Source organism: Ensifer sp. EB106-03-01-XG145 (assembly GCF_058792075.1).
In genome coordinates, this window is the sequence record NZ_JBYTEC010000015.1 from 33,540 (window position 1) to 58,895 (window position 25,356).

General features: G+C 63.4%; 28 protein-coding genes. 11 read left to right on the forward strand and 17 right to left on the reverse strand.

Going from position 1 to position 25,356, the window contains the following annotated elements; translation table 11 throughout:
- Positions 1-135: 135 nt before the first annotated feature.
- The 3 genes from AC3WWH_RS26475 (at position 136) to AC3WWH_RS26485 (ending at position 2,180) form a co-directional block, all read left to right on the forward strand.
- Positions 136-1,050 carry an ABC transporter substrate-binding protein gene (locus AC3WWH_RS26475; RefSeq protein ID WP_112994469.1) on the forward strand — a complete coding sequence of 305 codons (915 nt, stop codon included), beginning with the start codon at positions 136-138 and terminating at the stop codon, positions 1,048-1,050.
- Positions 1,047-1,754 (forward strand): L,D-transpeptidase, encoded by a 708-nt coding sequence (locus AC3WWH_RS26480; protein ID WP_058322391.1) that lies wholly within the window; start codon positions 1,047-1,049, stop codon positions 1,752-1,754. The genes AC3WWH_RS26475 and AC3WWH_RS26480 overlap by 4 nt, the downstream gene beginning before the upstream one ends.
- Before the next feature lie 123 nt (positions 1,755-1,877).
- Positions 1,878-2,180, forward strand: a complete 303-nt coding sequence (locus AC3WWH_RS26485) for a hypothetical protein (protein WP_244495711.1) — start codon at positions 1,878-1,880, stop codon at positions 2,178-2,180.
- A 39-nt stretch (positions 2,181-2,219) separates the two neighbouring features.
- Here AC3WWH_RS26485 and AC3WWH_RS26490 read toward each other — a convergent pair whose 3' ends face one another.
- Positions 2,220-3,734, reverse strand: a complete 1,515-nt coding sequence (locus tag AC3WWH_RS26490) for an arylsulfatase B (RefSeq protein ID WP_058322392.1) — start codon at positions 3,732-3,734, stop codon at positions 2,220-2,222.
- 508 nt (positions 3,735-4,242) lie between these two features.
- Complete coding sequence (locus AC3WWH_RS26495; protein ID WP_156433094.1) at positions 4,243-4,380, reverse strand: hypothetical protein; 138 nt, start codon at positions 4,378-4,380, stop codon at positions 4,243-4,245.
- 68 nt (positions 4,381-4,448) lie between these two features.
- Between AC3WWH_RS26495 and AC3WWH_RS26500 the strand changes: the two genes are divergently transcribed.
- Entirely contained in the window at positions 4,449-5,666 is a 1,218-nt protein-coding gene (locus AC3WWH_RS26500) for an RDD family protein (RefSeq protein WP_058322393.1), read from the forward strand.
- A gap of 170 nt (positions 5,667-5,836) precedes the next feature.
- On the opposite strand, the gene AC3WWH_RS26505 is transcribed toward AC3WWH_RS26500, so the two are convergent.
- From AC3WWH_RS26505 to AC3WWH_RS26515, 3 genes are all read right to left on the reverse strand, one after another.
- Positions 5,837-6,433 carry a class I SAM-dependent methyltransferase gene (locus AC3WWH_RS26505; RefSeq protein WP_058322434.1) on the reverse strand — a complete coding sequence of 199 codons (597 nt, stop codon included), beginning with the start codon at positions 6,431-6,433 and terminating at the stop codon, positions 5,837-5,839.
- 291 nt (positions 6,434-6,724) lie between these two features.
- Positions 6,725-7,171: a hypothetical protein gene (locus AC3WWH_RS26510; RefSeq protein WP_058322394.1), complete on the reverse strand. Its 447-nt coding sequence runs from the start codon at positions 7,169-7,171 to the stop codon at positions 6,725-6,727.
- A 162-nt stretch (positions 7,172-7,333) separates the two neighbouring features.
- Positions 7,334-8,971 carry an arylsulfatase gene (locus AC3WWH_RS26515; protein WP_082616045.1) on the reverse strand — a complete coding sequence of 546 codons (1,638 nt, stop codon included), beginning with the start codon at positions 8,969-8,971 and terminating at the stop codon, positions 7,334-7,336.
- 552 nt (positions 8,972-9,523) lie between these two features.
- On the opposite strand from AC3WWH_RS26515, the gene AC3WWH_RS26520 reads away from it, so the two are divergent.
- The 3 genes from AC3WWH_RS26520 (at position 9,524) to recX (ending at position 12,618) form a co-directional block, all read left to right on the forward strand.
- Positions 9,524-10,753 (forward strand): aminotransferase-like domain-containing protein, encoded by a 1,230-nt coding sequence (locus AC3WWH_RS26520; RefSeq protein WP_058322395.1) that lies wholly within the window; start codon positions 9,524-9,526, stop codon positions 10,751-10,753.
- Positions 10,754-11,023: 270 nt separating this feature from the next.
- Entirely contained in the window at positions 11,024-11,794 is a 771-nt protein-coding gene (locus AC3WWH_RS26525; protein WP_058322396.1) for a siderophore-interacting protein, read from the forward strand.
- A 263-nt stretch (positions 11,795-12,057) separates the two neighbouring features.
- Positions 12,058-12,618, forward strand: coding sequence for a recombination regulator RecX (recX, locus tag AC3WWH_RS26530; RefSeq protein WP_256436637.1), 561 nt, complete (start codon positions 12,058-12,060; stop codon positions 12,616-12,618).
- A 21-nt stretch (positions 12,619-12,639) separates the two neighbouring features.
- Here the strand turns inward: recX and AC3WWH_RS26535 are convergent, their stop codons facing one another.
- Together AC3WWH_RS26535 and AC3WWH_RS26540 are read right to left on the reverse strand one after the other, a co-directional pair.
- Positions 12,640-13,107, reverse strand: coding sequence for a group III truncated hemoglobin (locus tag AC3WWH_RS26535; protein WP_058322397.1), 468 nt, complete (start codon positions 13,105-13,107; stop codon positions 12,640-12,642).
- A 151-nt stretch (positions 13,108-13,258) separates the two neighbouring features.
- A complete protein-coding gene (locus AC3WWH_RS26540) occupies positions 13,259-13,768 on the reverse strand; it encodes an NUDIX hydrolase (protein ID WP_058322398.1) in 510 nt (169 codons plus the stop codon).
- Between the two features lie 337 nt (positions 13,769-14,105).
- Between AC3WWH_RS26540 and AC3WWH_RS26545 the strand changes: the two genes are divergently transcribed.
- Complete coding sequence (locus AC3WWH_RS26545) at positions 14,106-14,537, forward strand: GNAT family N-acetyltransferase (RefSeq protein ID WP_058322399.1); 432 nt, start codon at positions 14,106-14,108, stop codon at positions 14,535-14,537.
- Positions 14,538-14,675: 138 nt separating this feature from the next.
- Here AC3WWH_RS26545 and AC3WWH_RS26550 read toward each other — a convergent pair whose 3' ends face one another.
- The 10 genes from AC3WWH_RS26550 to AC3WWH_RS26595 all read right to left on the reverse strand — a co-directional run bounded on the left by AC3WWH_RS26550 (position 14,676) and on the right by AC3WWH_RS26595 (position 22,457).
- Positions 14,676-15,017, reverse strand: a complete 342-nt coding sequence (locus AC3WWH_RS26550; protein WP_065376314.1) for a DUF6616 family protein — start codon at positions 15,015-15,017, stop codon at positions 14,676-14,678.
- Positions 15,018-15,398: 381 nt separating this feature from the next.
- A complete protein-coding gene (locus AC3WWH_RS26555) occupies positions 15,399-16,193 on the reverse strand; it encodes a DUF1194 domain-containing protein (RefSeq protein WP_058322435.1) in 795 nt (264 codons plus the stop codon).
- 92 nt (positions 16,194-16,285) lie between these two features.
- Complete coding sequence (locus AC3WWH_RS26560; RefSeq protein WP_058322401.1) at positions 16,286-17,104, reverse strand: arginase family protein; 819 nt, start codon at positions 17,102-17,104, stop codon at positions 16,286-16,288.
- 129 nt (positions 17,105-17,233) lie between these two features.
- A complete protein-coding gene (locus tag AC3WWH_RS26565; RefSeq protein WP_058322402.1) occupies positions 17,234-18,118 on the reverse strand; it encodes an NAD(P)/FAD-dependent oxidoreductase in 885 nt (294 codons plus the stop codon).
- Between the two features lie 172 nt (positions 18,119-18,290).
- A complete protein-coding gene (locus AC3WWH_RS26570) occupies positions 18,291-18,725 on the reverse strand; it encodes an Rrf2 family transcriptional regulator (RefSeq protein ID WP_058322403.1) in 435 nt (144 codons plus the stop codon).
- A 125-nt stretch (positions 18,726-18,850) separates the two neighbouring features.
- Positions 18,851-19,147 carry a MafI2 family immunity protein gene (locus tag AC3WWH_RS26575; protein ID WP_082640820.1) on the reverse strand — a complete coding sequence of 99 codons (297 nt, stop codon included), beginning with the start codon at positions 19,145-19,147 and terminating at the stop codon, positions 18,851-18,853.
- 31 nt (positions 19,148-19,178) lie between these two features.
- The gene (locus AC3WWH_RS26580) at positions 19,179-19,910 is read right to left on the reverse strand and encodes a hypothetical protein (protein WP_058322404.1); all 732 of its coding nucleotides are present in this window, start codon (positions 19,908-19,910) and stop codon (positions 19,179-19,181) included.
- Between the two features lie 66 nt (positions 19,911-19,976).
- The gene (locus AC3WWH_RS26585; protein ID WP_058322405.1) at positions 19,977-20,897 is read right to left on the reverse strand and encodes a DMT family transporter; all 921 of its coding nucleotides are present in this window, start codon (positions 20,895-20,897) and stop codon (positions 19,977-19,979) included.
- 16 nt (positions 20,898-20,913) lie between these two features.
- On the reverse strand, positions 20,914-21,885 hold the full coding sequence (locus tag AC3WWH_RS26590; protein ID WP_058322406.1) for a DMT family transporter: 972 nt from the start codon (positions 21,883-21,885) through the stop codon (positions 20,914-20,916).
- Positions 21,882-22,457, reverse strand: a complete 576-nt coding sequence (locus AC3WWH_RS26595) for a TetR/AcrR family transcriptional regulator (RefSeq protein ID WP_058322407.1) — start codon at positions 22,455-22,457, stop codon at positions 21,882-21,884. The genes AC3WWH_RS26590 and AC3WWH_RS26595 overlap by 4 nt, the downstream gene beginning before the upstream one ends.
- 305 nt (positions 22,458-22,762) lie before the next feature.
- On the opposite strand from AC3WWH_RS26595, the gene AC3WWH_RS26600 reads away from it, so the two are divergent.
- From AC3WWH_RS26600 to AC3WWH_RS26610, 3 genes are all read left to right on the forward strand, one after another.
- Positions 22,763-24,166, forward strand: a complete 1,404-nt coding sequence (locus AC3WWH_RS26600) for a DUF1254 domain-containing protein (protein WP_058322408.1) — start codon at positions 22,763-22,765, stop codon at positions 24,164-24,166.
- Positions 24,167-24,340: 174 nt separating this feature from the next.
- A complete protein-coding gene (locus tag AC3WWH_RS26605; RefSeq protein ID WP_058322409.1) occupies positions 24,341-25,036 on the forward strand; it encodes an SOS response-associated peptidase in 696 nt (231 codons plus the stop codon).
- Positions 25,037-25,046: 10 nt separating this feature from the next.
- The gene (locus AC3WWH_RS26610) at positions 25,047-25,325 is read left to right on the forward strand and encodes a hypothetical protein (RefSeq protein WP_058322410.1); all 279 of its coding nucleotides are present in this window, start codon (positions 25,047-25,049) and stop codon (positions 25,323-25,325) included.
- The last annotated feature ends 31 nt before the right edge of the window (positions 25,326-25,356 follow it).

Consider the following 25,356-nt stretch of genomic DNA (forward strand, 5'->3'; position numbering starts at 1 on the left):
TGGCGCGCGCCTCGCGTGCCCCGGAACTTGGACGCATTCCTGATACGCATTCACGACGTCATTCGCATCGATTAATCGAGGCCGGAGGGGACTGTGAAGGGAAAGTCGAGGTATCTGCCAGCGGCGCTGGCTGTCATGCTTGCCGCATCCGTGACCGTGCCGGCCACTGCCGCCGACCTGGTGATCGCCATGCCGAACTGGCCGTCGGGCCAGGCGACGGCCAATATCCTGAAGGTCGGCATCGCCAAGAAGTTCGGCCTCGATGCCGAGGTCAAGGAGCTCGGCACGCTCAATGCCTTCGTCGGCTTCGAGACGGGCACGGTCGATATCCAGCCCGAAGTCTGGCGGCCGAATTTCGAGGATGTCGTGCGCAAATACGTGACCGACAAGGGTGTCGGTCAGCTGACGGAACGCAGCGTGCCGGCCTGGCAGGGGCTTTGCGCCACGCCGGAAGCCGCCGCGACGATCAAGACGGTCGCCGATCTCAGCGACCCCGAGAAAACCAAGATCCTCGACACTGACGGCGACGGCAAGGGCGAGATGTGGATCGGTGCTGCGACCTGGCTTTCGACCGGTATCGAACGGGCGCGGGCGGCGGGCTACGGCTATGGCGAAACCCTGACGCTGTTCGAGGCGGAAGAGGAAGTGGCGATGGCGGCGGTGGACGCGGCGGTCGCGACCGGGCGGCCGATGGTGTTTTACTGCTACGCGCCGCACCATGTGTTCGAGCTGCACCAGATTGCCAGGCTCGAAGAGCCGCCGCACGATGCCGCCAAGTGGAAGATCGTGCCGCCGAGCGACCCGCTCTGGGTGTCGAAATCCAGCGCCTCGACCGCCTGGGAGGCGGCGCATTTCCAGATCGCCTATGCCACCGCCTTCGGCAAGAAGCACCCTGACATCGCGAAGTTCCTGGAGAAGGTGGATTTCTCGCCGGAGGAAGTGACGAAGATGAGCTACGCGCTGGAGGTCGAGCGGCAGGCGCCGGCCGACTTTGCCAAGAAATGGGCCGAGGACAACGCAGCGCGCATCGACGGGTGGGCCAAGCCATGACCGCGACATCCGACCATAACCGTCCTGTCAGCAAAGATCAGCCGGCATGGACGCGGCGCAAGTTCGGCGCTGCCGTTCTTGCCGCCGCGCTCTGCCTCGGGCCGCTGGCCGCACTGGCACAGACGCAGATCTATGATGCCCGCACCAAGAAGTGGGTGAATTACGACAAGAAGAAAGCGCGGCAATACTTCGCCCGCAACAACCAGCTGCCGGAAGCCTTCCGCCGCCAGGTGGTGCCGTTCCGCACGGCGGAGCAACCCGGCACCATCATCATCGACGGCAACCAGCATTTCCTCTACCTGGTGCAGCCGGGCGGCCAGGCGATCCGCTACGGCATCGGCGTCGGCCGCGAGGGCTTCGGCTGGGCCGGAATCGTGCGCGTCGGACGCACGGCGGAATGGCCGACCTGGACACCGCCGGCCGAGATGGTGGCCCGCGACCCGAACGCCGCCAAATGGGCGGCCGGCATGCCCGGCGGGCCGGACAATCCGCTCGGCGCCCGCGCGCTTTATCTCTACGAGGGCGACCAGGACACGATCTACCGCATCCACGGCACGGTCGAGCCCTGGACGATCGGGCTCGACGTTTCGTCCGGCTGCATCCGCATGAACAATGACGACGTCACCGACCTGCATTCCCGCATCGAGATCGGCGCCAAGGTGATCGTGCTGATGCAGGGGGCAGCACTCTACAAGGGGGTATGACGTCGCTCGAACAGGGGTGGCGAGTGCTTTTAATTGGCCGCAGGGTCAGGCGTGGCCAATCCGTCCCGCAGGACCCAGTGACAGGCAAATACTCAAAGGGGAGAACAGATAGTGAGCGAGGGGATGTTGCGTTCGAAGGGGTTTGTTCCCGTGGCTTTGGCGCTGGCCATAATCGGTGGCTGCCAGTCAGCGCCCAAACCTGAGGATATGGCGCGCACGAGCCTGCAGACGGCGCCGGCCGACCTGCAGCTGATCTGCGCCAACGCGGTCGCGGGCACGGCGAAGCTCGAAAGCACCAAGGTGCTACCGACGAGCTCCCGGGCGCTCGACGCGACAAGCTACAGCGTCGATCTCGACGCAGGCGGCCGCAAATACAACTGCGTCGTCGATAGTACCGGCAGCGTGAAATCCGTGACGCCGGTTTAGGCGGGCAAGCGCCCGCGCTTGCGCGACCTTCGCTGATAATCAATCTCCAAGGCTGAACAGCGTCGCAGGGTCGGCGACGACCGGCGGTGCATAGAAGGTCAGCCGCGCGGCATCCATGAGAAGAAGCGGCTGGACCATTTCGCCGGCGAGCCTGGTGATCCAGTCCTGAAGTTCGCGCAGCTTGTCGCCGTTCTCTGCCGAGAGATCCTTCGTCTCGGACGGGTCGGCGGCGATGTCGAAAAGCTCCAGCCTGGAGGGCAGGGCTGCCTTCCAGACGAGCTTCCAATTGTCCTTGCGCACAGCACCTGCCAGCGGATCGACATTGTAGACGAGCTCCCCGCGCGGCGAAGGTTTGCCTTCACTCAAGGCCGGCCAGAGGTTCATGCCGTCGAGCGGCTTGTTCTTGCCGAGCGGCGCACCGGCGATGGCTGCGAGCGTCGGGTACATGTCGACGACATGGACCATGCCGCCGACCTTGCCCGGCTTGATCCTTCCCGGCCAGTTGGCAAGCGCTGCGACGCGGGTGCCGCCTTCGTAGAGCGTGCCCTTGCCGTCGCGGTAGGGGCCGTTGTTCGCCGGCAATCCGCCGCTGACCTTGTTGTCGCCGGCAAAGAGCGAGCTTGTCACGCCGCCATTGTCGCTGTGAAAGACAATCAGCGTGTTGTCGCGCATGCCGCGTTTTTCGAGCGCTGCCACCAGTTTGCCGATGCCATCGTCAAGCACGGAAATCATCGCCGCGTAGGCGCGGCGGTTTTCATCCGCGATGTGCTTGTAGCGGTCGAGATAATCCTCAGGCGCCTGGAACGGCGTGTGCGGCGCGGTAAAGGCGAGGTAGAGGAACAGGGGAGCGGCGGCATCATGCCCTTCCACGACCCGCGCCGCCTCATCGCCGAAGAGCGTGTTGTCGAAACCGCTTTCCTCGAGCGGCTTGTTGTCCCGGTACCAGTCCTTCACCCCGTGGGAGGAATGCTTGAAGTGATCGATTTCGCCGACCAGCGCACCGTAGAACGTATCGAAGCCGCGCTGCTTCGGCCAGTATTCCACCTTGGCGTGGCCGAGATGCCACTTGCCGACAAGCGCGGTTTTATAGCCGGCATCCTTCATCACCTGAGGCAGCAGATATTCGTCGAGCGCCAGCCCGTAGGAGCCGGGCGAGGGGATGACCCCGGTCTGCAGTCCGTAGCGCAAGGGGTAGCGGCCGGTGAGGAAGGCGGCGCGCGTCGGCGTGCACATGGGCTGGGTGTAGAATTCGTCGACGGTCACGCCGGTTTCGGCGAGCTTGTCGAGATTGGGCGTCCTGATGTCGGAGCCATGGAAGCCGACATCGGCCCAGCCGAGATCGTCGGCGATGATGTAGACGATGTTCGGCGGTGTCGTGCCATTGGCGAGGGCCGGGTTTGGGGAGAAGGCGGCAAGGCCAGCCGGCATGCCGGCGGCAACGGCAAACGCCGCGCCGCTCATGAGCGCCTCGCGCCGCGTCAAGCCGCTTTTGTCCTTGTCGGCGACAGCCGTTTCGCCGCCCGCGCGGGCGTTGTTCGCTTGCAGTTCAGACATGCGCACCCCCTGGAAAATAGACCCGCCGGCCGGTGGATCTTTTTATTCGATATTACTAATGTCTACATCTTCCGGTAGCGCCGTCAATCGGTTTGCCGCGACGCCGGCGCTGGGCTTTTTCCTCAGAGCCGTTCGTCGACGAAGGCGACTGAAGGCCGCCACGGGCAGGACTGGCGTCACCTCCAAGCGGGCCGGCGCGTCCCGGGCGGTTGAAGGAAATCAAGCCGTTCGGCATTCCGATCGAGAGCCGAATCTTCAAGTTGTGCCGGGTCTCGATGTTGAAGTCGCTATTGTGCGGCGCCGAAATAAATTTGCTGCGGAGCAATAATAATGCCGAGTAATATCAATTGAACGTCAGTATAGCCCGGTATTCTTCTTCCAAACCGTGGAAATATGTGCTCTCATAGGTTTAGTTGGAGGGAGGGAATGCCATGCTCTCGTTCTTCGAGCATTTTGCACTTTTCGACGCATTGATCGTTGCAGCGATCTGCACGCTTTTGATCCTGAGTTACTTTAGCAGCGAGGCCTGAGGCGAAGCGGATCGGGTACCGGTTTCGGCCGATGCGCGGGTGCCGGCTGCTGCCGCTTCGGCGCGCCAGAGCTGTTGTTGTGACGACGGCGCGGCGACAACTCCTGGAATGTTCATTTTGATTTCCGCAACTTTACCGCTGCGATGGCTTTTGCTACTCGTGCCGCAAGGCAAGGGGCAACAGCATGGCAGCTTGGTACTACTCGGCAGGACCAGAACAACATGGGCCTGTCGGTGACGACGAGGTTCGTACCCTCATTCGAGACGGCAAGATTGCGGACGAGACCGTCGTCTGGCGGGAAGGGGCGGAAGAACGGCGGGTGGCCGCAAGCCATCCCGAACTTGCCGAGGTCTTCGCAACGCTGCCGGAGCAACCGGGCGCGCTGGAACCTGTCGCCGAACCGGTCGCGGTCCTGCCAAAGCCGGCCGTCAGCTACCGGCCCTGGCCGCGGTTTTGGGCGCGCTTCATCGACAATTTCCTGTTCGTCCCGCTGCTTGGCGCGGGCATAGGTCTGTGGGCTGTCTTCTACGCGCCGAGCACCTACCTGCGAATGGTTTCCATGCCCAGCGTGCTGCTGGGCTTGATGTTGTTGCCCCTCGTCGCGGTGGTGCTTGCCATCAGCATGGCCGTCACGGGGACCACGCCCGGCAAGGCAATCGTCGGTGTGCGAGTTCCCGTGCCGCCCGGTCGCGACCGCTTCGCGTTCTTCCTGGTCAGGGAGTTCATGGTCTGGGTGGCGGGCCTGGGGTTCGGCATTCCCTTCGTTTCCCTGTTCACGCAAATCCGGCAGCACCGGCGCGTTGGCCTGGGGCAGCCCGCGAGCTACGACGATGGCAATCCGGCAGTTCTTGCCGATCCCTCAGAGGTTCGTTTCGGGGTCGCGCTCGCCGTTTCGGCCGCTCTGTTTGTCGGCACCTCCGTGCTCGGGATGGAGGATCGGCAGATGGAGAGGAACCTCCGCACAACCCAATCCTGGTCCAATCCGGTGACGCAGAGGGCGGCAACTATCGGAGCGTCCTGGCAGCCCGAGGAACTCGAAGTCGAGGATGGTCGCGCCTTCTATTTCTTTTCCGCCGAACTTCTGTCGGAGGCGGTGTTCGGTCACGAACAGCTCCCGTCCGAAGGCGTCGAAACCGCCGTTTATGCGGAGGCGCTTGCGTTCGCCTTGGCCTCGGATATCGAGATCACCTCTGCGTGGCAGCCAGTCACGGTCCTCGACATGACAGCCTTGCAGGCAACGGGGAAGGCTTTGGGTGTCGAGGATACGCGTGTTGAAGTGACGGTGGCCGTCAGCGGACGCGACGCGTGGAGAACGTTGGTCTACACCCGCGGAAGTTCTGGGGAGCAGCAGGCGGAGGCGAAGCGGTTTGTCGACGCCATGTTCGCAACGGCGCCGAAGTAGGCGTCGCTTGCATCGGTGGGGGATCGAATGCCTGTCGGGCAGAAGTGTGCAGCGGTTTTGCGGCGACGACGTTCATGAAAACAAGAGCTTAAAGCCTGGCGTGTGACACCTTTTCATGCGACAGGCCTTGGGGACACGCAGGTTGGCGAGACTCGGGCGCTGAGCGGGCGTCAGGCCGATCGGATTGCCGCGACATGCAGCCAGCGGGTCGGCTCGCCGTCGTAGCCGCCGCCATCGGCCTCGCTGATCTCGATGTTCGACCAGCGGCTGTGCTGGAGGCAAGTGCGAAGCCATTCTGCCGAAGGATAGTTGTAGTAGCGCCCCAGGCGGTCGTACCCCTCCGCCTCGCCGGCCTTGAAGCTCGCGTGGAGAACACCGCCCGGCCTCAGCGACCGATGAACGCGCTCGAGGACGTCGGCGAGCTCGGCGCGCGGCACGTGCAGGAGCGACGCTTCGGCCCAGATCCCATGGAAGCGGTCGTGCCAGTCGATCTCCTGAAACCTCATCACCTTGACCTTGCGACCGATGCGCTTTTCCGCCTCGCGGGCCAGTTCCGCCGAGCCGTCGCAGGCGGTGACGTCGAGAGCGGCTTCGAGCATGACGAGGCTGTCGTCCCCGCCGCCGCAACCAAGGTCGAGGACGGCGGCGCCCGGCGGCAACGCGCGCATGAAGGCGGCGAGCCGCGCCGTCGGCGGCTTGCGGTCGCGTGCGGCATAGGTGGCGGCGTTGTCGCGGTAAAAGGCGAGGGTGTCGTCGGGTTCGGCCATGCGTTCGTCTTGGCTGCGGTCCATGAGAGAGCGAGCGTAGCGGATGGTAGTCGCCTGCCACTGTCAAGGCCTGCGCGGCGCAGGCCGCTCGACGACCGGTTCGTCGGTGCGCCGCCGATCACTATTGCAAACACTGGAATTCCTCTTCGGAAGGCTTGAAGCCATCCGATCCGATCGATCCGCGACTGACGTCCGTGGCGAACGTCAGCCTCGCCGCCAATGTCACCTGATCAGGTGTCACGCCCTGAACTCATGTCAAACAGCCGGCGAGACCGGCAACTCCTTAACGTCTCACTTGGCGGCCTGGGTGGCGCCGAGGACGTAGCCTCCGTCCCAGTGCCAGATCTGCTTGTCGTCGACCGTGACCTTCACGATCGCCTGGAAACCGGCGAGCGTGCCGCTGCCGGCATGGAACGCACAGGTTCCAAGCGGCGGGCTGGCAGATTCGTAGACGATGCAGTATCCGAGCGCCGAGTCGCCGTTTCCGACGGCGATGACCGCATTGCTGCTGGAGAAGAGCGGATTGGTGATTACCGGTCCGTAGTAGAGGATCTTGGTGCCCGCCGGGATCGCCTCAAGGTTCGATTCCGTGATAGTACAGAAGCTCGGCGTGTCGCCGGTGAACTGGCTGCACTCCTTGGAGATCTTCAGGGGTTGCGTCGCGGGCGCCGTGGGTGCCGCAAAGGCGGTGGATGCCAGCGCCAGGGTGGCGCCAGCCGACAGGATAAACAGTCTCATGGCCTAGTCCCTCCGGTCGAATGAAGGGCGAAATTCTACTCTTCAGCTCCTCTGTCCGCAATTTCGTTCCTTTGAACTCTCCGGCAACGGGTGCGGCTTCTTCCGCCGCCGCCATCCCGCAGAGGCTGCCCTGCGAGATGGAAGCGGCGAGGGGCATCATGCCTATTGTTTGCCGCCGGTCGAGAGCTTGTCCATCACCTCGTCGAGATTGAAGCTTGCCGGCTTCTGGCGGATCGGGAACTCCCTGAAGCTTTCCAGCCACTTGGCGACCAGCGCCTGCGAGGGCACGAGGATGAAGGCGCGCTCTGCCATCCAGCGGTCGTATTCGAAGGATTCCGGGCCGCGCTCGAAGGGGTCGGCGCGGATGTTGATGATCCAGGGGACGCGAAGGCTGGTGAATTCGCGCTGCCAGACGCCGATGCCGGTGTGTTCCTGGATCTTGAAGTTGACCTTCCAGTCCTGCACCCGGATCGCCACCAGTTCGCCGTCGTCGTTCCAGTAGAGGAATTCGCGCCGGGGCGAATCCATCACTTCGCCGCGGAAGAAGGGCATCAGGTTGAAGCCGTCGAGGTGGACCTTGAAGGTCTTGCTGCCGGCCTCATAGCCGGTGAGGCACTTCGCCACGATATCCGGCTCGCCCGCGGCGGCGCAGAAGGTCGGGATCAGGTCGTAATGCGAGAACATGTCATTATAGACCGTGTTCGGCTTGATGACGCCCGGCCAGCGGATCAGCATCGGAACGCGATATCCCCCTTCCCAGTTGGTGGCCTTCTCGCCGCGGAACGGCGTCGTACCGCCATCCGGCCAGCTCATCACTTCGGCGCCGTTGTCGGTCGTGTAGATGACGATGGTGTTTTCGAGAACGCCAAGATCCTCGAGCTTCTTGAGCAACTCGCCGACATGGCCGTCATGCTCCACCATGCCGTCGGGGTAGAGACCCTTGCCGGTCTTGCCTTGAGACTCTGCCTTCAGGTGCGTGAAGATATGCATGCGGGTCGAGTTGAAATAGCAGAACCACGGCTTCTGGGCATTGTGCTGGCGGTCGATGAAATCGAGGGCGGCCGCCAGGAACTCGCTGTCGACCGTTTCCATGCGCTTCTTCGTCAGCGCGCCGGTATCCTCGATCCGGCCATCGGCATAGGAGTGGATGACGCCGCGCGGGCCGAAGCGCTTGGCAAATTCCGGGCTCTTCGGATAGTCGGGGTTTTCCGGCTCTTCCTCCGCATTGAGGTGGTAAAGGTTGCCGAAGAACTCGTCGAAGCCGTGGGCGGTCGGCAGGAACTCGTCCTTGTCGCCCAGGTGGTTCTTGCCGAACTGGCCGGTGGCATAGCCCTGCGCCTTGAGCAGTTCGGCAACGGTCGGGTCTTCCGGCTGCAGGCCGAGATCGGCGCCGGGCAGGCCGACTTTCGTCAGGCCGGTGCGGATCGGCGACTGGCCGGTGATGAAGGCGGCGCGCCCGGCGGTGCAGCTCTGCTCGCCATACCAATCGGTGAAGAGAGCACCCTCATTGCCGATGCGGTCGATGTTGGGCGTGCGATAGCCCATCATGCCGCGGTGATAGATGCTCGGATTGAGCCAGCCGATATCGTCGCCCATGATCATCAGGATGTTCGGCTTGCCGCCGCCGGCGGCAGGCGCTGCTGATTGCTGCGCGTGCGCCGCGGGGGCGGAGACGGTCAGCGCCGCTGCGGCCAATGCACTGCCACCAAGCAGCAGGTCGCGGCGGCTGACACTCAAAAGCGGTTCGTTCTGAGGCTGTCCGTTCTGTTCGGGTTGATCGGATATTGGATGCTTGCTCATGGCATGTCGCTCCATATCGCCAGTGGATCGGGACCTTTGTGCCGCGTCATTGCTGCGATCGGGCCTGCGATCGGATCGAGCCGAGGGCAAATCATGCGGCACGTGAAAGCGCTGCAGCGGCCGTTGACGTCCGTCCGGACAGACGGCGCTGCCATGAAACACAATCGGTGGACGCATGACTGTGCGCCCGGCAGAGGCAGGCGGCAAGGATGTAACAGTTACGCTCTGGCTTGCGTTGCGCCGGGCCGCGTGGCATTCGGCTTGGATTGACGTAACGTCAGGCCCTGGACGCAACGTGCGAAGAGCCCGAAAAGCTCGAAAAATGCACGGAATTAGGTCAATAATATTGACATAAATTAGCCGTCGTGGTCCTGTCGCTTCACCGTCCAGAGCATCCCGCTCTCAAGTGGGATCGCTTGAAGTGGAAAGATGCTCTAGAACGAAATGCCCGAGCGTCCTTTGTGCGTTCACCTGAACGCACGGCGCTCGACAACGACGCGGGAGGAAGCGGAGAACCGCTTTCCGCACCAATAATCTCTGAGGAAACACCCCATGCTGGATTGGGAACACATCTTCGCGACGCGCTCGAGCCGGATGCGCGCCTCGGAAATCCGCGAACTTTTGAAGCTGCTCGATCGTCCTGACATCATCTCGTTTGCCGGCGGCATTCCCGACCCCGCGCTGTTTCCGGATGCGGAATTCAAGGACGCCTATGCCGAGATCTTCGCAGGCCCGGCCGTTGGCGCGGCGCTGCAGTATTCGGTCAGCGAAGGCTACAAGCCACTGCGCGAATGGCTCGCCAAGCAGATGGAAAAAATCGGCATTCCCGCAGGCGCCGACAACATCTTCATCACTTCGGGTTCGCAGCAGGGCCTCGATTATCTCGGGAAGCTGTTCCTGTCGCCGAACGATACCGCACTCGTCACCTGGCCGACCTATCTCGGCGCGCTGCAGGCCTTCAACGCCTATGAGCCGACCTACGACCAGCTGAATCCCAACGGCAACCGTACGCCGGAAGCCTATCGCCAGGCGGCTTCCGAAGCCGGCGGCCGCGTCAAGTTCGCCTATCTGTCAGCCGATTTCGCCAACCCGACCGGCGAGACCGTCGACCGGGCAGGCCGCGAGCGCGTGCTGACGCTTGCAGAAGAGCTCGACATCGCCGTCATCGAAGACGCGGCCTACCAGTCGCTGCGCTACGACGGCGAGCCGGTGCCGCCGATCCTGGCGCTCGAAATCGCCAAGAAGGGCGATATCAACAACACCCGCACCATCTATTGCGGCTCGTTCTCGAAGACGCTGGCCCCGGGCCTGCGCGTCGGCTGGGTCTGCGCCTCGGAAAAGGTGATCCGCAAACTGGTGCTTCTGAAGCAGGCGGCCGATCTCCATTCCTCGACGATCAACCAGATGGCGATCTGCACGGTTGCCGAGCGCGGCTTCGACCAGCAGGTGGCCAAGATCCACCGGGTCTACAAGCAGCGTCGCAACGCCATGCTGGCGGCGCTCGAAAAGTACATGCCCGAGGGCGTTTCCTGGACGAAGCCGGAAGGCGGCATGTTCGTCTGGGTGACGCTGCCGAAGGGCATGGATGGTGCGGCACTGCTGGCGAAATCGATCGAGACGGTGAAGGTCGCCTTCGTGCCCGGCCGCGCCTTCTTTGCCGACGGCTCGGGCGAAAACACCCTGCGCGTCTCCTTCTCCTGCGCCAACGACCAGATGATCGACGAGGGCATTCGCCGCCTCGGCGATCTCGTCCGCGGCGAAGCGGCGGCGCTGGCTGCCTGAGACGCCAAGCTTCCGGTTCAGAAAAAGAACGCGTCCGCTACGGCGGGCGCGTTTTTCTTTTGGCTGGCGCCACCACGAAGATGTGATCAGGATGACGCATTGATCGGTGCAGGCCCTTCCGGTAGACAGAAGGCGTGACATGACCGGGCGTATCCCGGCCACGTAAGCGTTAACGTCACTCAACGCGTATGATCGAACGGCTTGAAGCGGCTTCGATCTGCGCGACTGTGTCCTGCGGATCGAGGTTTTCGAGCCCCCTAAGGGATGCAAATGGACAATCCTCTCAACTATTCCAACCTTGCTGCGCCGCGCATCGAGCGTGTTCGCCATGAGCTCAGGCGGCGGTCTCTCGTCGTCTCCGGCATCGAGCGTATTACGCCCGGCATGCTGAGGATCACGCTTTCCGGTGAAGATCTCGCGGACTTCGTCAGCCTCGGGGCGGACGACCACATCAAGATCTTCGTGCCCGGCGCCGATGGCACCGTGGAGCACCGGGACTATACGCCCCGGCGCTACGACAACGACGCACGCATCCTGGCGCTCGATTTCGCGCTGCATGAGGCAGGACCCGTGACCGCCTGGGCGATGAACGCTGCGGTCGGCGATCACCTCGAAATCGGCGGCCCGCGCGGTTCGGCGGTCGTCTCTGGAGATTTCCGGCGCTGGCTGCTGATCGGCGACGAAACGGCGCTGCCGGCCATCGGGCGGCGGATCGAAGAGACGCCTGATGGCCACGAGATCACCAGTATCGCGGCTGTCACCGGGCCGGACGAACGGCAGGCCTTCCGCACCGAAGCGGCGCTCACGACCCATTGGGCCTATCGCCCGCTCGATAGGGCGAGCGACCCTTCGGCGTTGCTCTCGGTCGTGCGTTCGCTGAAGCTCGAGCCCGGCACCTTCGTCTGGATCGCAGCCGAGGCCGCGGTGACACGGGCGATCCGCACCCACTTCGTCGAGGAGCGTGGCCTGCCGCTGCCCTGGCTCAAGGCCTCCGGCTACTGGGTGAAGGGCAAGGCCGACAGCACCGAGAAATTCGAATAGCGACCGCGGGAACGGAGGGCCACCGGTTCGAAAGATCCGCGCGGCCCTTCCGTCGCGGCGCCCCTCATGCCCGCGCCCGCCTTTCGGTGCGCTCGCCACCATTCCAACGGAACAACGCCCGCGAAAACTGTGAGCCGGGTTGGCGGCGCAATTGCCTTGTCCGGGAGAGTCAGGTCATTTCGCATTTCAATGCGGCACTGATCCGATCCGTCGGATTGCGATCGGCTGTTGCTGACTGTGGTCACTACCAGGGTAGGGCAGGCTTGGACCTCAACGACGAGACAGAGCAATCGGATCAGCCGACGCCACGCATGTATGCCTGGGCGCGCAATTCCGCGGCCTATCGGCTTCACCGCCAGATGCTGACGGAGAAGCAGCTTTTCGATGCGATCGCGCGCAAGGCGCGGGAGAAGTTCGAGGATATCGGCACCACCCAGGTGGAACTTCTGGCCGCTGCCGCCGTGACCTTCGCCTATGACAATGGCGCGCTCGACGATCAGGCCTATGCCGAGATCAAGACTCGCTCGGGCATGCGCGGCGGCAAGTCGAAGCGGGCGATCGCGCAGAAACTGTCGCAGAAGGGCATCGCGAAAACCGATGTTGCCGCGGCCGTTGCGGAGGCCGACGACCTTTATGCCGCCGTCGTTCTGGCGCGAAAGCGCGCCTTCGGCCCGTTCCGCAAGATCGATCTCGACGAGAAGCGCACGACGAAGGAGCTTTCCGCCTTTGCCCGGGCCGGTTTCAGCTTCGAGCTGGGCAAAAGGGTTTTCGCAATGTCCTTTGACGAGGCCGAGGAAATCCTGATCGCGGGCCGTTTGCTCTGACGGCAGGGCAAGGCCCGGTCGTCACCCGCGCTTCAGCGCGGGGTCGTCGAGGGCGGGATTGTAGAACAGTGAGAGCGTCAGGCTGCGGGCAATGCGCTCGGCCGTTGCCATGAACCAGGCCTTGGCTTCATGGTTGGGCGCGATGTCATCGAGGGTGGTGGAGAAAAGTTCCAGCCATTTCGGGAAGAGATCCGGCGTCATGTTGGCGACGCCGACATGGGCCTGCACCGGCTTGCCGCCATAGGCGCCGTTGCGGAAGGCGACGGCCGACCAGAAGCTCTTCATCTTTTCCATATGCTCCGGCCAGCGGCCCGAAAGCCTGGCGTCGAAGACGGGCCCAAGCTCCGGATGGGCGAGCACGCGCGCGTAGAACGTATCGACCAGATGACCGATGAAAGTCTCGTCGACGTCGATCGCCTTCATCTCGGTTTCCGCCCGTTCGCGGATCGCCGCGACATGGACGGCGCGGCCCTGCAGTTCATCGTTCATCTTATTACCCCGGCTTCGGCCCTCGGCTTTGCCGGCCTCATATAGGCGCTGTTGGCGCCGGCGCCAAAGGCCGAACCGCCGATTGCGGCAATCTGTCGTCAATGCGGGGGCGAGTGTTTGCGGTTTGGACGGGACCGCAGGATGCTATCGTTCAGCGCGGCACGAATTCGACCAGCAGTGACTTCAGTTCGATTTCGCGGACACGGCGCGCTGCTTCGTCGGGACTGACCCAGGCGAGAACGCGCTCGCCGCGTTCCTTGAAATCATCCGCCATTTCATCGACTTCGATCTGGAAGATATCGACCACGCAGGGCACGACGTCGCCGTCATCGAGCGATTTCAGATAGGTGTAACTGCCGACCGGCTTTTTCCGGACCTTGCCGCGTACGCCGGCTTCTTGCCAGGCCTCGATTTCCGCCGCCTCGTATGGCTTCTTGCGCTTCATCGGCCATCCCTTGGGAATGACCCAGCGACCGCTCTCACGCGAAGTGACCACCAGGATTTCGATGCCGCTGCCAGCTTTCGCTGGGCGGAAGCAAAGTGCGGCGATTTGCTGGCGAAACGACCCTGAAAACAGCTTCTCGGGCGATCTTGCAAGTTGTTGCAAGAGCGTTCCGGCCTTGCCGGTCTTTTGCCCGCTGTCCTTCTTGGTCGATTTCATGCGTCCCTTTTCTGTCGCGCCCTTGTGCAAGCGCCGGCAGTTTCGCGGCGAGATATTAATGGCAACCGCTTGTTACGCGGAAGCGGTGGCGGATGGCAATCCGATGATCGGGCGTGCTTCATCCACCGAATATTTGCCGCCGCGAGGCGCGCAACTGCGCGCGCCAAGCGTCCCACTTCGTAACCGTTACGTACAACTGTCGCCGCGCTAAGGCGCCATCCCCACCGCCGGCGACCGCTGGCGGCGGGGATGGCGCCCTTTTGGGGCCCGCATTCCATCGTCATTGCGTGGATCGATCAATCGCCGTAGGTTCCCGCGAAAATTGCGGAACCGGGCCATGCGAATTCGACCTGCGGTCAAGGATGACCATCCGGCGCTCTGTGCGATCGACACCGTTGCGGCGGGCGACCCAACACGATGCGCTGATATCGCCGGCTGGCTGGAAAATGGCTGCTGCCATCTGGTCCAGATCGATGGCGAGGTTGCGGCTTATGGCGTGCTGACCCGGCACTTCTTTGGCCACGCCTTTATCGAGATGCTGATGGTCGGAGCCTCCCATCGCCGGCGTGGTCTCGGCGCGGCGTTGATCGGGCATTTCCAGGCGATGTGCGCCGGCTCAAAACTCTTTACCTCGACCAACATGTCCAACCGCGTCATGCAGGATCTGCTTGTCAGGGCCGGGTTTCGGCCGAGCGGCTATATCGACAATCTGGACGAGAACGACCCGGAGATCGTGTTCTACAGCCCCCTCAAGCCGATCGCGAGTTGAAGCGAAGGGGCTACTGCATGTCTCCTTAAATCGACTCGATTTAAGGACAAAGACATGCAGAAAATCAAAGCGCTACAGCGACCTTTGCGCGTCTGATATGACGCGCGGCGCTGCAAAGAAGCGGGACACAGGCAAGACCTATGCGGCTTCGCCGAGCTGCGTAAGGTGGCCGGCGAAATCGGTGCCTTTGCCGCCGGCGTTGATCGTGTCGAAATACTCATGCCAGCCGGATTGCGCGATACCTGAAACGAGCGCTTCCAGCGCCGTCGCATCCGGGCAGCGCCACACCGCGAAGAAGGTCTGCGAGGCCGCGTGCAGCTTGGACTGGTCGACCTTGCCGAAGGTGATCAGTTCCACGCCGAGCGCCGATAGCGCCGGCATGGCGGAGCCGATCGCGGTGAAGAACTGCTGGCGGCCCTGCCTTGAAAGGGCGAGCCACGCCGGCTTGGCGCTGTAAAGTTCGGTCAGGTAGTGAGGCATCGTCTGCTTTCGTGTCCGTGTTTTTGGTTTATTGCGCACCGGGCGATGAAGCGTTTCATGCCCCCGCAATCTCCAAGTCAACACGTTGCCTGTCGATGGCTGTGGATGAAGATCAAGGTCATTGGCAGAAGCGGCGCGTCTGCAACGCGGCCGAGACGGCGCAGCGCCGCGTGCCTCTGGCGTCCCTCTGCCTCCGTCATGCTCGGGCTTGACCCGAGCATCCAGAGCCGTGGCCTGAGTGTTTTACGTTGCGCGCATGGATCCTCGGGTCGAGCCCGAGGATGACGGGTGGGGATGTGGCGGACTAGAGCATCCTGCCTCCAAGCCGCATCACTTGGGGGCAGAAGGACGCTCCACGGCAACAGGGCAGCAAGATTGTGTCTACCGTCCGATCATCCGCTCCTGCATCTCCTCGCCGATGAAGCAATTGTAGCCGCTGCCGGCCTGAACCGGCCGCACGGTGGCCGGCTCCATGCGACTTACCTCCAGGCCGGAGATCTCGGTGATCAGCTTGCGCAAGATGGCGCTGGCGAACTCGCCGCTATCGGACACCTTCATCAGAAACGCGCCGTCGCCGCCGATCACGCATTCGCGGTAATAGGCGTCGAGGTCGGGGATGGAGGCGGAGTCCGAGGCTGCGTGCGTTTTCAACATGATCGGCAGGCCATCGATGACGATGCCGCGGGCGACGGTGGAATTGCGCGCGACCGGCGCCGGGACGCCGGAATTGTTGGGGCCGTCGCCGGAGATATCGATGACGCGGCGGCTGCCCTGGAAGGGGTTGTAATCGAACAGCCGTCGGGTGAAGGCAAGGGTGTTGGAGATCGAGGTGAAGGCGATCCGCCGGATCGGTTGCCGACGCAGGAGCTCGGAATATTGCGCCGCCGTGCCACGACCGTCGATCAGCGTCCAGGGCGTGACCTGCACCGCCGCGCCGCCCCACTCGACATAGGTGACGGCGATGCGGCCGAGCGGGCCGTTCTCGATGGCCTCGATCAATTCGGGCTCGAGAAAGGCGGCGACATAACCCTGCCGCTGCAGCCGCTGCTCGTCGAGGTCCATGGAGTAGGAGACGTCGACGGCGAGCACCAGTTCGAGATCGACCGATAGCGGCTTGGCGGAGATGCTTCCGCCGAGCAGGCAGGCGCAGGCAAGAAGGACCGATCTGAGCGTCATTGCAGCCGACACCGAACGCAAGCAGGAGGATCATGCTACGCCCAAACCGGCTGTTCGCAATGAGGAGCGTTGGCAGCCTGCCGAGGGCGAGGTCAGCGGCGCAGCTTTTGCAGAAGCGGTTCCAGTGCCTCGATCAACGGTTCAGGCGTCACCGGTTCGCCGCCCTCCGACCAGGCGTTCTGAAACTCTGCGATCTCCAAGCCGACGACTTTGCTCTTGGCAAGGACTTCGCAGGTCGCGCGCAAGTCGTCGAGCGACAGCCCGTCGTCATGCTGATAATCGGTCGGGACGATGCCAGGGTTCAGCACGTCGCAGTCGAGATGGATATAGACAGGCCTGCCGGCGACGGCCTCGGCAAGCTTCTGCGCAAGGTCGGCGCCGGGGCGGATATGCGGGATGTGCCCCACAGCGATGAGGCTAACTTCGAACAGATCGAGGTCGCGCTGCCCGACCAGGACGACATTGCGAACGGAGACACCGTGCCCAAGGCCGGATTTCCAGAGGCCGCACGGCCCCGAAAGCGCCAGCCCGCCGAGATAGCCGGTGCTGCTGGTATCAGGTGTGTTCAGATCGCCATGCGCGTCGAACCAGACGACGACGGCATCGTCATGGTGCCTGGCGACGGCAGGCAGGGTTGCTAGCGACACCGCGCAACGGCTCGTCGCCGCCAGCGAGAACGATCCTTCGGCGTAAACCGCGTCGAAGCGATCCTGCATGCGCCGGAGTGCCGGCATCGCGGCTTCGAGCTCGACCGTCCAATGGCCGTTCAGCGCCGGTTCCGGCTCTCCGATCACGACGGTTTCAAGACCGAGCCTTCGAGCGAGATGGGAGGCGATCGATCGGGCGCCCGGAATGGCCAGGTCATTGTGGTCGCCGGCGCGACCCTGGAAGCAGGTGAGGGCTATTGCCATCGATCACTCCAACTTACGTTCGGACCGAACGAAGCACAGGGGCAGTCGATTTGACAAGGCTGGAAGCCGAACGACGCAGGGCGGATGTGTCCGTTCGGCTTCCACCGCAGGCCCTGCGGTGGCTGCTCTCTATCCGAAAACCAGCGAGCGGTGCAGTTGCGCCCCTGCCCAGGCGCCGTCGCCGACGGCGAGCGAGACGGAGTGGGGAACGCGGCCGACGTCGCCGCAGGCATAGGCGCCGGGAATGGTCGTTTCCTTGGCGGCCGTGGCCCGGATTTGCAGCCCCATCGGTGTTTCCTCGATCTCGCAGCCGAAGCGTTCGGCGATGTCGCTGGCGGGCGTCGTGCGGGTGGCGACGAAGAGGCCGGAGAAGGGCAGGCGGCGGCCGTCTGTCAGCACCACTTCCGCGAGGCCTTCGAGCCTGACGATCGGGGTTTCGTCGATGGTGACACCGCGTTTGACGAGGTCGGCGCGGCCCTCCTTGTCGAGCGCGATGGCGCCATTGGTGAAGAAGGTCACCTTGCCCCATTCGGGAATGAGCTGCGCCTGGTGGATCGACATCGGGCTTGCCGCGATGACCGCGATCTCGCCCTCGTTGAGCTCGTAGCCGTGGCAATAGGGGCAATGGAAGGCGCTTCTGCCCCAGCGCTCGGCCAGCCCCTCGATGTCAGGCAGGCCGTCCTTGACGCCGGTTGCAAAGAGCAGGCGTCGGCCCTCGAAGGACGCACCGTCGGCGGTGGTGACGACGAAGGCGTCCTGCTTGCCGCTGGCGGTCACGGCGCGGCCCTCGATCCAGGTGAGCGTCGGATAGGCGGAGAGCTGCGCCCGCGCGGTTGCGGCGATCTCGCCGGGCGCGACGCCGTCCTGGCCGAGGAAGCCATGGGAGTGGCTGGCAAACCGGTTGCGGCGAATGCCCTCGTCGATGATAGCCACGCGCCGGCGGGCGCGCAGAAGCTGGAGGGCGGCGGCCATGCCGGCATAGCTGCCGCCGATGATGATGACGTCCTGTTGCATCGTTCAAGTCCTTTCGGTTGCGCACAGGTCAGCCCACCGGTTCACGGAACCAGTGTCTCGACCCGAGCTTTGGGCAATAGAATTCCGGCCGGAAAACCGCGTTCTAAGCGGTTCCGTAATGGGCGGATGTATCGGGATCGATCACGTCATGACGTGGATCGATCGGCTGGTTTCATTGCGATCGAAGCCGGTGCCGCCTTGCGAAATCCTCGGCGAGATCGGCGAGCGTCACATGGGCGAAGCGGTCGAGCAGCAGCGCTTCCGCTTCCGCGAAGGCGGTGTCGAGGGCGGCATTGACCGCTTGCTCGACGAGGCATTCCGGCATTTCCTGCCGGTTGCCGATGGCAAAGATCGCGGGCTCGCCAAGCGTCTCGTGCAATTGCCGGAGCGTCACGGTCTTGAGATCGGCGGTGATCGCCCAGCCGCCCGCGTGCCCGCGGGCGGAGGAAACGATGCCGGCATCGCGCAGGAAGCCCATGGTGCGGCGGACGACGACCGGATTGGTGCGCATGCAGAGCGCAAGCTCGTCCGAGGTCAAAGGTTCGCCGCGCTCGGCCATGTGCAGGAGCGCGTGCAGGACGGAGGAAAGGCGGCTGTCTTTTTTCATGTAACTTCAATTATTACGAATCGAGGTGCGATGCAAGTGCTACGGCTAACTCACTTCTAAAGTGCCAATCGACAGAGGCTGGTATTTGCCTGACGAGGGGCCACTCCAGTTGCGAGGGCATTCGGCTAAGATCGCCGGTATGCCCACCATCGCTTTGCGACTGGGACCTTCGGCCCATCGCAGGGTGGTGACGTGAAGACCGTCGTTATCGTTTCATGGCTGAAATCCGCGACAACCTCAGTTGCGACCACTTCACAACATTCTCGATCTTCGTCGTTGAAAGCTGTGTCTACCAGAAATTCGAGGACGATATTGTCGCCGCTCCAGCCACACGTTACGGCCGCTATCGTCGGCGAGACTGTTTCCAGCAATGCGCGTTGCACACTGAGGAGCAGTCTTTTTTCGCGATCTGGTGCTGGCATCAGAATCTCCGGTCCTCGGGCGACTTAGTACCTAAGGCGCAAGATGGATGGCGCCATAGGGATTGTACTTGAACTCGTCCTCGTCGTAGGCGTCGACGGGCAGCAACTTGGCGCCGCGGCGCGCCACGACCTTTTCGACACCCTCGGCGAAGACCTCCTCGGCAACGCTGTCGATGATCGCGCTCAGCGCCAGTTCGTCGTCAGAAAGGCTTCTTGGCGCGTAGACGTCGGGTATTCCGACCAGATGGAAGCCGATGCTGTAGAGGTATTCGGCCGTGCCGATCGGCCGCTTGCCGAAGGCGAGGCGGCAGGGACGGGCGAGGGAAGCGCCCGTCTGGCCCTCCGCGTCGCGGGCAAGCTGCTTCCACCTGGCAACGCCGTGTGCGACGCCGGCGCTCTCGCCCTTGGCGGCAACGATGCCATTTTCCAGTGCATGGACGACCAGCCGAAGCGCCGTGCCGGAGGTCTCCACGGCATCCTCGGCCGTCATCGCAGGGCCGAGCACATAGATCACTGAGCGGTGGTCGCCGACAGCCTCTTCGTCGTCTTTAGTCCACGCACCCTTCTGCACGCGATCCCAGCAGACCTCGAAGGACATCGGCATGCGGTCATCCGGCGCGTCCTCGGAAAACGTATAGTCGATCTCGAAGCCGGGGGCGAAACTGTCGATCGCCGACTGGATCATGCCGCACAGCTCGGAGAAGGGCCGCTCTCCGCCGAGCAGGCAGAGCACGTGACGTGGTTTGACTTCGGAAAAGCTCATGGCCGCTGCCCTGATTGTTTGGTGGAGAGCTTTCGCAAGGACCACCGCAAGATGCAAGCCGTGCCGTCAGCCGTGAACCGGCCGTTGCGCCCGTGCGACGATGACGATGCCGATGAGCGAGACGGTGAGGCCGGCTGCCATGGCCCAGGAGAGGGGTTCGGCGAACATGACGAAGGCCCAGATCATCGTCACCGGTGGGCTCAGATAGAGGATCGCGGTGACGCGGGCGGGCGAGGATTTTTTGAGCGCGAGATAATAGAGGCTCCAGGCGCCGAAGGTGGCGATAAAGACCAGCCAGAGGATGCCGCCGACGAAACCCGGATCGAGAACAGGCAGCACGCGGCCTTCGTGCCAGGCGAAAAGGGCAAAGATCGCGGCCGCCGAAAGGCACTGGATGCAGAGGCTCTGATGCACCGGCATGGCGCCCGCCGGGCTGCGCTTCTGCAAAAGTGTCGCCAGCGCCAGCGACAGGGTGCCGAGCACCGGCAGGCCATAGGCCCAGAGCGGCACGTCGCCGAGATCGACCGACGAGCCGGAGGCAATGAGCACACCGGCAAGCCCGATGAAGGAGCCGAGCCATTGGCGGGGGTTAAGCGCCTGGCCGAGAATGGGCCAGGAGAGGATGGCGACCGCCAGCGGCAGCATGTCGGCGATCAGCGCCACGAGCCCGGTCGGCACGCCGTAGGAGATGGCGAGCGCAAAGCCGGCGAGATAGCCGGACATGGCGAGTGCGCCGAAGAGCATCTGCGGGGCGGCGTCCTTCCAGCGGATTTTCGGCCCGATCGTCAGCGCGAAGGGAAGCAGCAGCAGGCCGGAGACGAGGCTGCGCCAGAGCAGGATCAGGAAGATCGGCGCATGGTCGATAGCAAATCGGATGCCGACGAAGCCGGCGCTCCAGGAGACCACCAGCGCCGCTTCGAGCAAGATCAGAATGACGATCACGGAGAACCGGTTTGCCTGGCGTTGGGGCAGCGCAACGTCGCTCATCTCAAGGCTTCCGGCTTCAGCGGGTGTGGAGCGCCGCGTCGATCGCGGCATCGGATCGCTCAGGCTTGGCGCGGCGATGCCGCCCCGGCACCGGAACGGTCAGGACGAAGAGCGAGCCGACGATCAGGCCGATACCCACCCAGCCCTCGGCCGGCAGGCGCTCGCCGACGATGACGACCGCAAGCACGGCGGCAATGACCGGTTCGAGCAGCGACAGCGTGGTCGCCATGGTGGCCGACACGCGGGCGAGACCATAGGCGAAGAGCACATAGGCGACGAGCACCGGCACGAGCGCCATGTAGACGCCGACGGCGATGTTCGTCCACGACGCGAGCAGCGGCGCGCCGGTGAAGGCGAGCACCGGCAGGAGAGCCACGCCGCCGACGCCGAAGATCGAGCCCATGGCGGCGCGCGGCGGGATGCCCGCCTGCATCAGCCGGCGCGCTACCCAGGAATAGAGCGCATAGAGCAGGCCGGAGACGAGGCCGAGCAGAACGCCGTAAAGGACCGCCGCCGCGTCCTGAGCGTTTCCGCCGCCGTGGCCGGCGCTTTCGGAAAAAGTGAGAAGCACGGCGCCAGCAAGGCCGGCGGCAGCGCCCAGCAGCCAGCGGGTCGTGAGCTTCTGGCCGTCGAAGATCCGCTCGATCAGCGAGGCTGCCAGCGGCGCCGAGCCGATGGAGATGACGGTGCCGATGGCGACGCCGGCGAGGTGCATGGAGCTGTAGAAGGAGAGCGGATAGATCGCGACAGAGAGCGAGCCGAGCAAAAGCATCGGCCATTGTGCAGCGATCCGGCTGCTGCTCTTGACGATCGAGTGCAGCGCCGTCAGCGCCAGGAGCAGGCCGCCGAAACCCATGGCGACGGCGCCGATGCCGAGCGGGCTGACCCCTGATGCAAAGGTGGCGGTGGTGCCGGTCGTGCCCCAGAGGGCGGAGGCGATCAGCACGCAAGCGAAACCGACGAAGGAAACGGAATTCTGGGAGGTCATAGCTGCTCCATGATCGAGATGGCGATCCTGCGCGCGGACTTCAGCCTGATGTCGTTGCCGTCGAGCCCGGCGCGCGACATCGCGCCTTCGAGCAGGAAGGAGAGATGTTCTGCGGTCTCGTCGATCGCGGCCCCGGCGTCGGGCCGCATCTCGCTGAGATACTGCTTGAACAGCGTTTCGACCTCGTCCTTCTGCAGGGCGACGATGGCGCGGGCGGGGTCACCGACGGAAAGCTCGGCTGCGGCATTCAGCAGCCCGCAGCCGCGGAAGCCCCAGGAGTAAGCCATCTCGGCGTGGTCGACATAGCTATCGAAGATCGCCAGCACCCGGTCTCGCGGCGTTGCCGCGTGTGCCAGGCGCTCACGGTAAAGCTCCTGCCATTCCTTGTGCCGGGCCTCGATATAGGCATTCACCAGATCGGTCTTGGACGAGAAGTTGTTGTAGAGGCTCATCTTGGCGACGCCCGCATGCGCGGTGATTGCATCGATGCCGGTGGCACCGACCCCATCTCGATAGAACAATTCGGCCGCGGCCTTCAGCAGGCGCTCGCGCGCCGGCGCTTTCTCGCTCATCGCTTTCTCCAAAACGTTAGGTAGACCGATCTACCTAATTTGTCCTGATGTCAAGGGCCGGATGTAAGGGGCCGGATGCCAAGGGCGCTATGCCAAGGGCTCAATGCCAAGGCAGTGTCCGGTCTGAGGAGGAGCCGGCGATCACGGGCCTGGTTTTCTGATTTAGGTAACTGTTACGTACTTCCGCGGCGAAAAGGCGGGAGGTCTACTTCCCAGCGGTTCATCGCGGTGGAAAGATGCGGCCTGGCGTCACGCCGCATTGCGTTTCGCGCTTCAGATGGACATTGCCGAAAGTGAGGATCCACATGCTTCGGGTTGCCTTTACAGCGCTTGCGCTCCTTGCCGGAACGGCTGGTGTCGCCGCACAGGACGTTTCGCCGGAAAGTCTTCAGCGCCGCGCCGTCGAGCGCCGGGCGACGGAGGCGGTCATCTGGGGCATGCCGGCGGTCAACGCCGACCTGATGCTGCAGGAGGCGCTTTCGAAGACCAAGGCCAAGGTCAACGAGATCGTCTACTGGTCGCGGCCGGTCAACTGGAAGAACCAGACGCTGACGCCGAACCCGGACGCGATCTACTTCATGTCGTTCTGGAACGTGAAGGACGGACCCATCGTCATCGAAATCCCGCCGGCAGAAGGCGGATCGATCGCCGGCAACATCGTCAATGCCTGGCAGATGCCGCTTGAGGATGCCGGGCCGGAGGGGGCGGACAAGGGCAAGGGCGGCAAGTACCTGATCCTGCCGCCGGACTACATGGGCGAGGTGCCGGAGGGCTTCATTCCGCTTCGCTCGGACACCTTCACAGGTTTTGCGCTGCTGCGCTCTAACCTGAAGAGCCATGCCGACGCCGATATCGAAAAATCGGTCGCCTATGGCAAGAAGATCAAGATCTACCCGATGCCGGTGACCGACAAGCCGCCGGAAACGGTCTTTACAGACGCCTATGATGTGCTGTTCGACAGCACCATCCGCTACGATGCGAGATTCTTCGACAACCTGAACCGCGTCGTGCAGACAGAGCCCTGGCTCGAACGCGACCGGGTGATGATCGATCATCTGAAAACGCTCGGGATCGAGAAGGGCAAGCCCTACCAGCCAAGCGACGAGACGAAGAAGCTTCTCGACGCGGCGGCCGCCGAGGCCAAGGCCGAGCTTTCCGCACGCTATGACGCTGGCTTCCCTGTGATCAACGAGGGCATCCGCTGGTTTCCGGCCGGCCTGCCGGACATGGTGGCGGCCGCCACGGACGCCTATGCCGACCCGAACAGCTATCCGGTCGACGCCCGCGGCGTGACCTACACGCTCGGCTTCACCGGCATCAAGCATATCGGCACGGCGCAGTTCTACCTGATGGCCAACAAGGACAAGGACGGCAACGCCTTCGACGGCAGCGCCAATTATCGCCTCGTCGTGCCGAAGGATGCGCCGGTCAAGCAATACTGGTCGGTGACGGCCTATGACCGCGAGACCCATGCGCTGATCCGCAACATGGACAAGGCAAGTGTCGCCTCGATCGGGTCAGGCGTTCAGAAGAACGCCGACGGCTCGGTCGAGGTCTTCTTCGGCGCCAAGGCGCCAGCGGGCAAGGAGGCCAACTGGGTGCCGGTCGATCCGAGCCGCAAGTTCGAGCTGCTCTTCAGGCTCTACGGCCCGGAAAAGCCGCTGTTCGAAAAGAGCTGGAAGCTGCCCGATGTCGAGAAGATGAAGTGACGCGCTAGAAGAGGGCGCTGGCGCCAAACTTCTTGGAGCCCGGAGAGGGCGATGGGCTGGGGCTGTTGACCCGGAGCGACCGGGCTATACCTTTTTTTCTGCGGTTCCGGCGCCGGTTGAATGCGCAAAGCCGCTGCTGCCGTTCGTTTTGCCGCCGGTTCCAGAGGAGCGATCATGTGCGGACGCGTCTATCTGAAGACCAATCTCGAGGGATTGCTGCGCGCCTTCGGCTTTGCGACGCGCGGCGGCGTCGAAGCGATCGCCAACCAGTTTCCGCGGTATAACGGCGCGCCGACGCTGATCTATCCAATCATCATCCGCGACGTGATCCGCGATCCCGATCTCTTCGGCCCGGTCTTCGTTTCGGCGCGCTGGGGGCTGATCCCGAGCTGGACGAAGGACCCCAAGGCGGGAAGGCCGCTCGTCAACGTGCGCAGCGACACGATCGCCACCAAGTTCCGCTCGTCCTATCAGCGGCGCCGCTGCCTGGTGCCGATAGACGGCTTTTTCGAATGGAAGGACATTCACGGCACCGGCAAGGATAAGCAGCCCTATGCCATCGCCATGAAATCGGGCGAACCCTTCTGTCTTGCCGGCATCTGGGAGAGCTGGCGCGACCCGGCAACCGACGAGGATATCCGCACCTTCGCGATCGTCACAACCGACGCCAACGCCATGATCGCCGATATCCACGACCGCATGCCGGTGATCCTTCACCCTGAGGACTACGAGCGCTGGCTTTCGCCAGAGCCGGAAGCGCCTGATCTGATGAAGCCGTTTCCGCCAGAGTTGATGACCATGTGGAAGATCGGCAGCAAGGTGGGCTCGCCGAAGAACGATACGCCGGATATTCTCGATCCGGTGGAGTGAGAGAATCATCTTGCTGAAGAACGAAGGCCCCGTTTACGTACTGTACCTGGTCGTACCTGTACTCGCCGCATTTCTGATCCGGGAAACCTATTCGTTCATCCGGTCATTGCGCTTTTACAAAGGCAATGGCTGGGATTTTACCGTCGATATCGGGCCGAAGATGTACAAGGGCGAATCGACTGATCCTGACTTTGAGATGTCGCCCAGGGAAAAATTACTCTATGGCTATCCTATGGGCATACTTATTTGGGCTACCTTGTTAGCCGGTTTCTCCATCCCTTTGTTCTGAGCGAAACTCCGGTGGACCGAACCAACGCTTC

Bases quoted from the DNA above. Each gene is read 5' to 3' on its own strand.
- AC3WWH_RS26475 (WP_112994469.1), top strand. From the start codon at position 136: ATGCTTGCCGCATCCGTGACCGTGCCGGCCACTGCCGCCGACCTGGTG.
- AC3WWH_RS26480 (WP_058322391.1), top strand. From the start codon at position 1,047: ATGACCGCGACATCCGACCATAACCGTCCTGTCAGCAAAGATCAGCCG.
- AC3WWH_RS26485 (WP_244495711.1), top strand. From the start codon at position 1,878: ATGTTGCGTTCGAAGGGGTTTGTTCCCGTGGCTTTGGCGCTGGCCATA.
- AC3WWH_RS26490 (WP_058322392.1), bottom strand. From the start codon at position 3,734: ATGTCTGAACTGCAAGCGAACAACGCCCGCGCGGGCGGCGAAACGGCT.
- AC3WWH_RS26495 (WP_156433094.1), bottom strand. From the start codon at position 4,380: ATGAACATTCCAGGAGTTGTCGCCGCGCCGTCGTCACAACAACAGCTC.
- AC3WWH_RS26500 (WP_058322393.1), top strand. From the start codon at position 4,449: ATGGCAGCTTGGTACTACTCGGCAGGACCAGAACAACATGGGCCTGTC.
- AC3WWH_RS26505 (WP_058322434.1), bottom strand. From the start codon at position 6,433: ATGGCCGAACCCGACGACACCCTCGCCTTTTACCGCGACAACGCCGCC.
- AC3WWH_RS26510 (WP_058322394.1), bottom strand. From the start codon at position 7,171: ATGAGACTGTTTATCCTGTCGGCTGGCGCCACCCTGGCGCTGGCATCC.
- AC3WWH_RS26515 (WP_082616045.1), bottom strand. From the start codon at position 8,971: ATGAGCAAGCATCCAATATCCGATCAACCCGAACAGAACGGACAGCCT.
- AC3WWH_RS26520 (WP_058322395.1), top strand. From the start codon at position 9,524: ATGCTGGATTGGGAACACATCTTCGCGACGCGCTCGAGCCGGATGCGC.
- AC3WWH_RS26525 (WP_058322396.1), top strand. From the start codon at position 11,024: ATGGACAATCCTCTCAACTATTCCAACCTTGCTGCGCCGCGCATCGAG.
- AC3WWH_RS26535 (WP_058322397.1), bottom strand. From the start codon at position 13,107: ATGAACGATGAACTGCAGGGCCGCGCCGTCCATGTCGCGGCGATCCGC.
- AC3WWH_RS26540 (WP_058322398.1), bottom strand. From the start codon at position 13,768: ATGAAATCGACCAAGAAGGACAGCGGGCAAAAGACCGGCAAGGCCGGA.
- AC3WWH_RS26545 (WP_058322399.1), top strand. From the start codon at position 14,106: ATGCGAATTCGACCTGCGGTCAAGGATGACCATCCGGCGCTCTGTGCG.
- AC3WWH_RS26550 (WP_065376314.1), bottom strand. From the start codon at position 15,017: ATGCCTCACTACCTGACCGAACTTTACAGCGCCAAGCCGGCGTGGCTC.
- AC3WWH_RS26555 (WP_058322435.1), bottom strand. From the start codon at position 16,193: ATGACGCTCAGATCGGTCCTTCTTGCCTGCGCCTGCCTGCTCGGCGGA.
- AC3WWH_RS26560 (WP_058322401.1), bottom strand. From the start codon at position 17,104: ATGGCAATAGCCCTCACCTGCTTCCAGGGTCGCGCCGGCGACCACAAT.
- AC3WWH_RS26565 (WP_058322402.1), bottom strand. From the start codon at position 18,118: ATGCAACAGGACGTCATCATCATCGGCGGCAGCTATGCCGGCATGGCC.
- AC3WWH_RS26570 (WP_058322403.1), bottom strand. From the start codon at position 18,725: ATGAAAAAAGACAGCCGCCTTTCCTCCGTCCTGCACGCGCTCCTGCAC.
- AC3WWH_RS26575 (WP_082640820.1), bottom strand. From the start codon at position 19,147: ATGCCAGCACCAGATCGCGAAAAAAGACTGCTCCTCAGTGTGCAACGC.
- AC3WWH_RS26580 (WP_058322404.1), bottom strand. From the start codon at position 19,910: ATGAGCTTTTCCGAAGTCAAACCACGTCACGTGCTCTGCCTGCTCGGC.
- AC3WWH_RS26585 (WP_058322405.1), bottom strand. From the start codon at position 20,897: ATGAGCGACGTTGCGCTGCCCCAACGCCAGGCAAACCGGTTCTCCGTG.
- AC3WWH_RS26590 (WP_058322406.1), bottom strand. From the start codon at position 21,885: ATGACCTCCCAGAATTCCGTTTCCTTCGTCGGTTTCGCTTGCGTGCTG.
- AC3WWH_RS26595 (WP_058322407.1), bottom strand. From the start codon at position 22,457: ATGAGCGAGAAAGCGCCGGCGCGCGAGCGCCTGCTGAAGGCCGCGGCC.
- AC3WWH_RS26600 (WP_058322408.1), top strand. From the start codon at position 22,763: ATGCTTCGGGTTGCCTTTACAGCGCTTGCGCTCCTTGCCGGAACGGCT.
- AC3WWH_RS26605 (WP_058322409.1), top strand. From the start codon at position 24,341: ATGTGCGGACGCGTCTATCTGAAGACCAATCTCGAGGGATTGCTGCGC.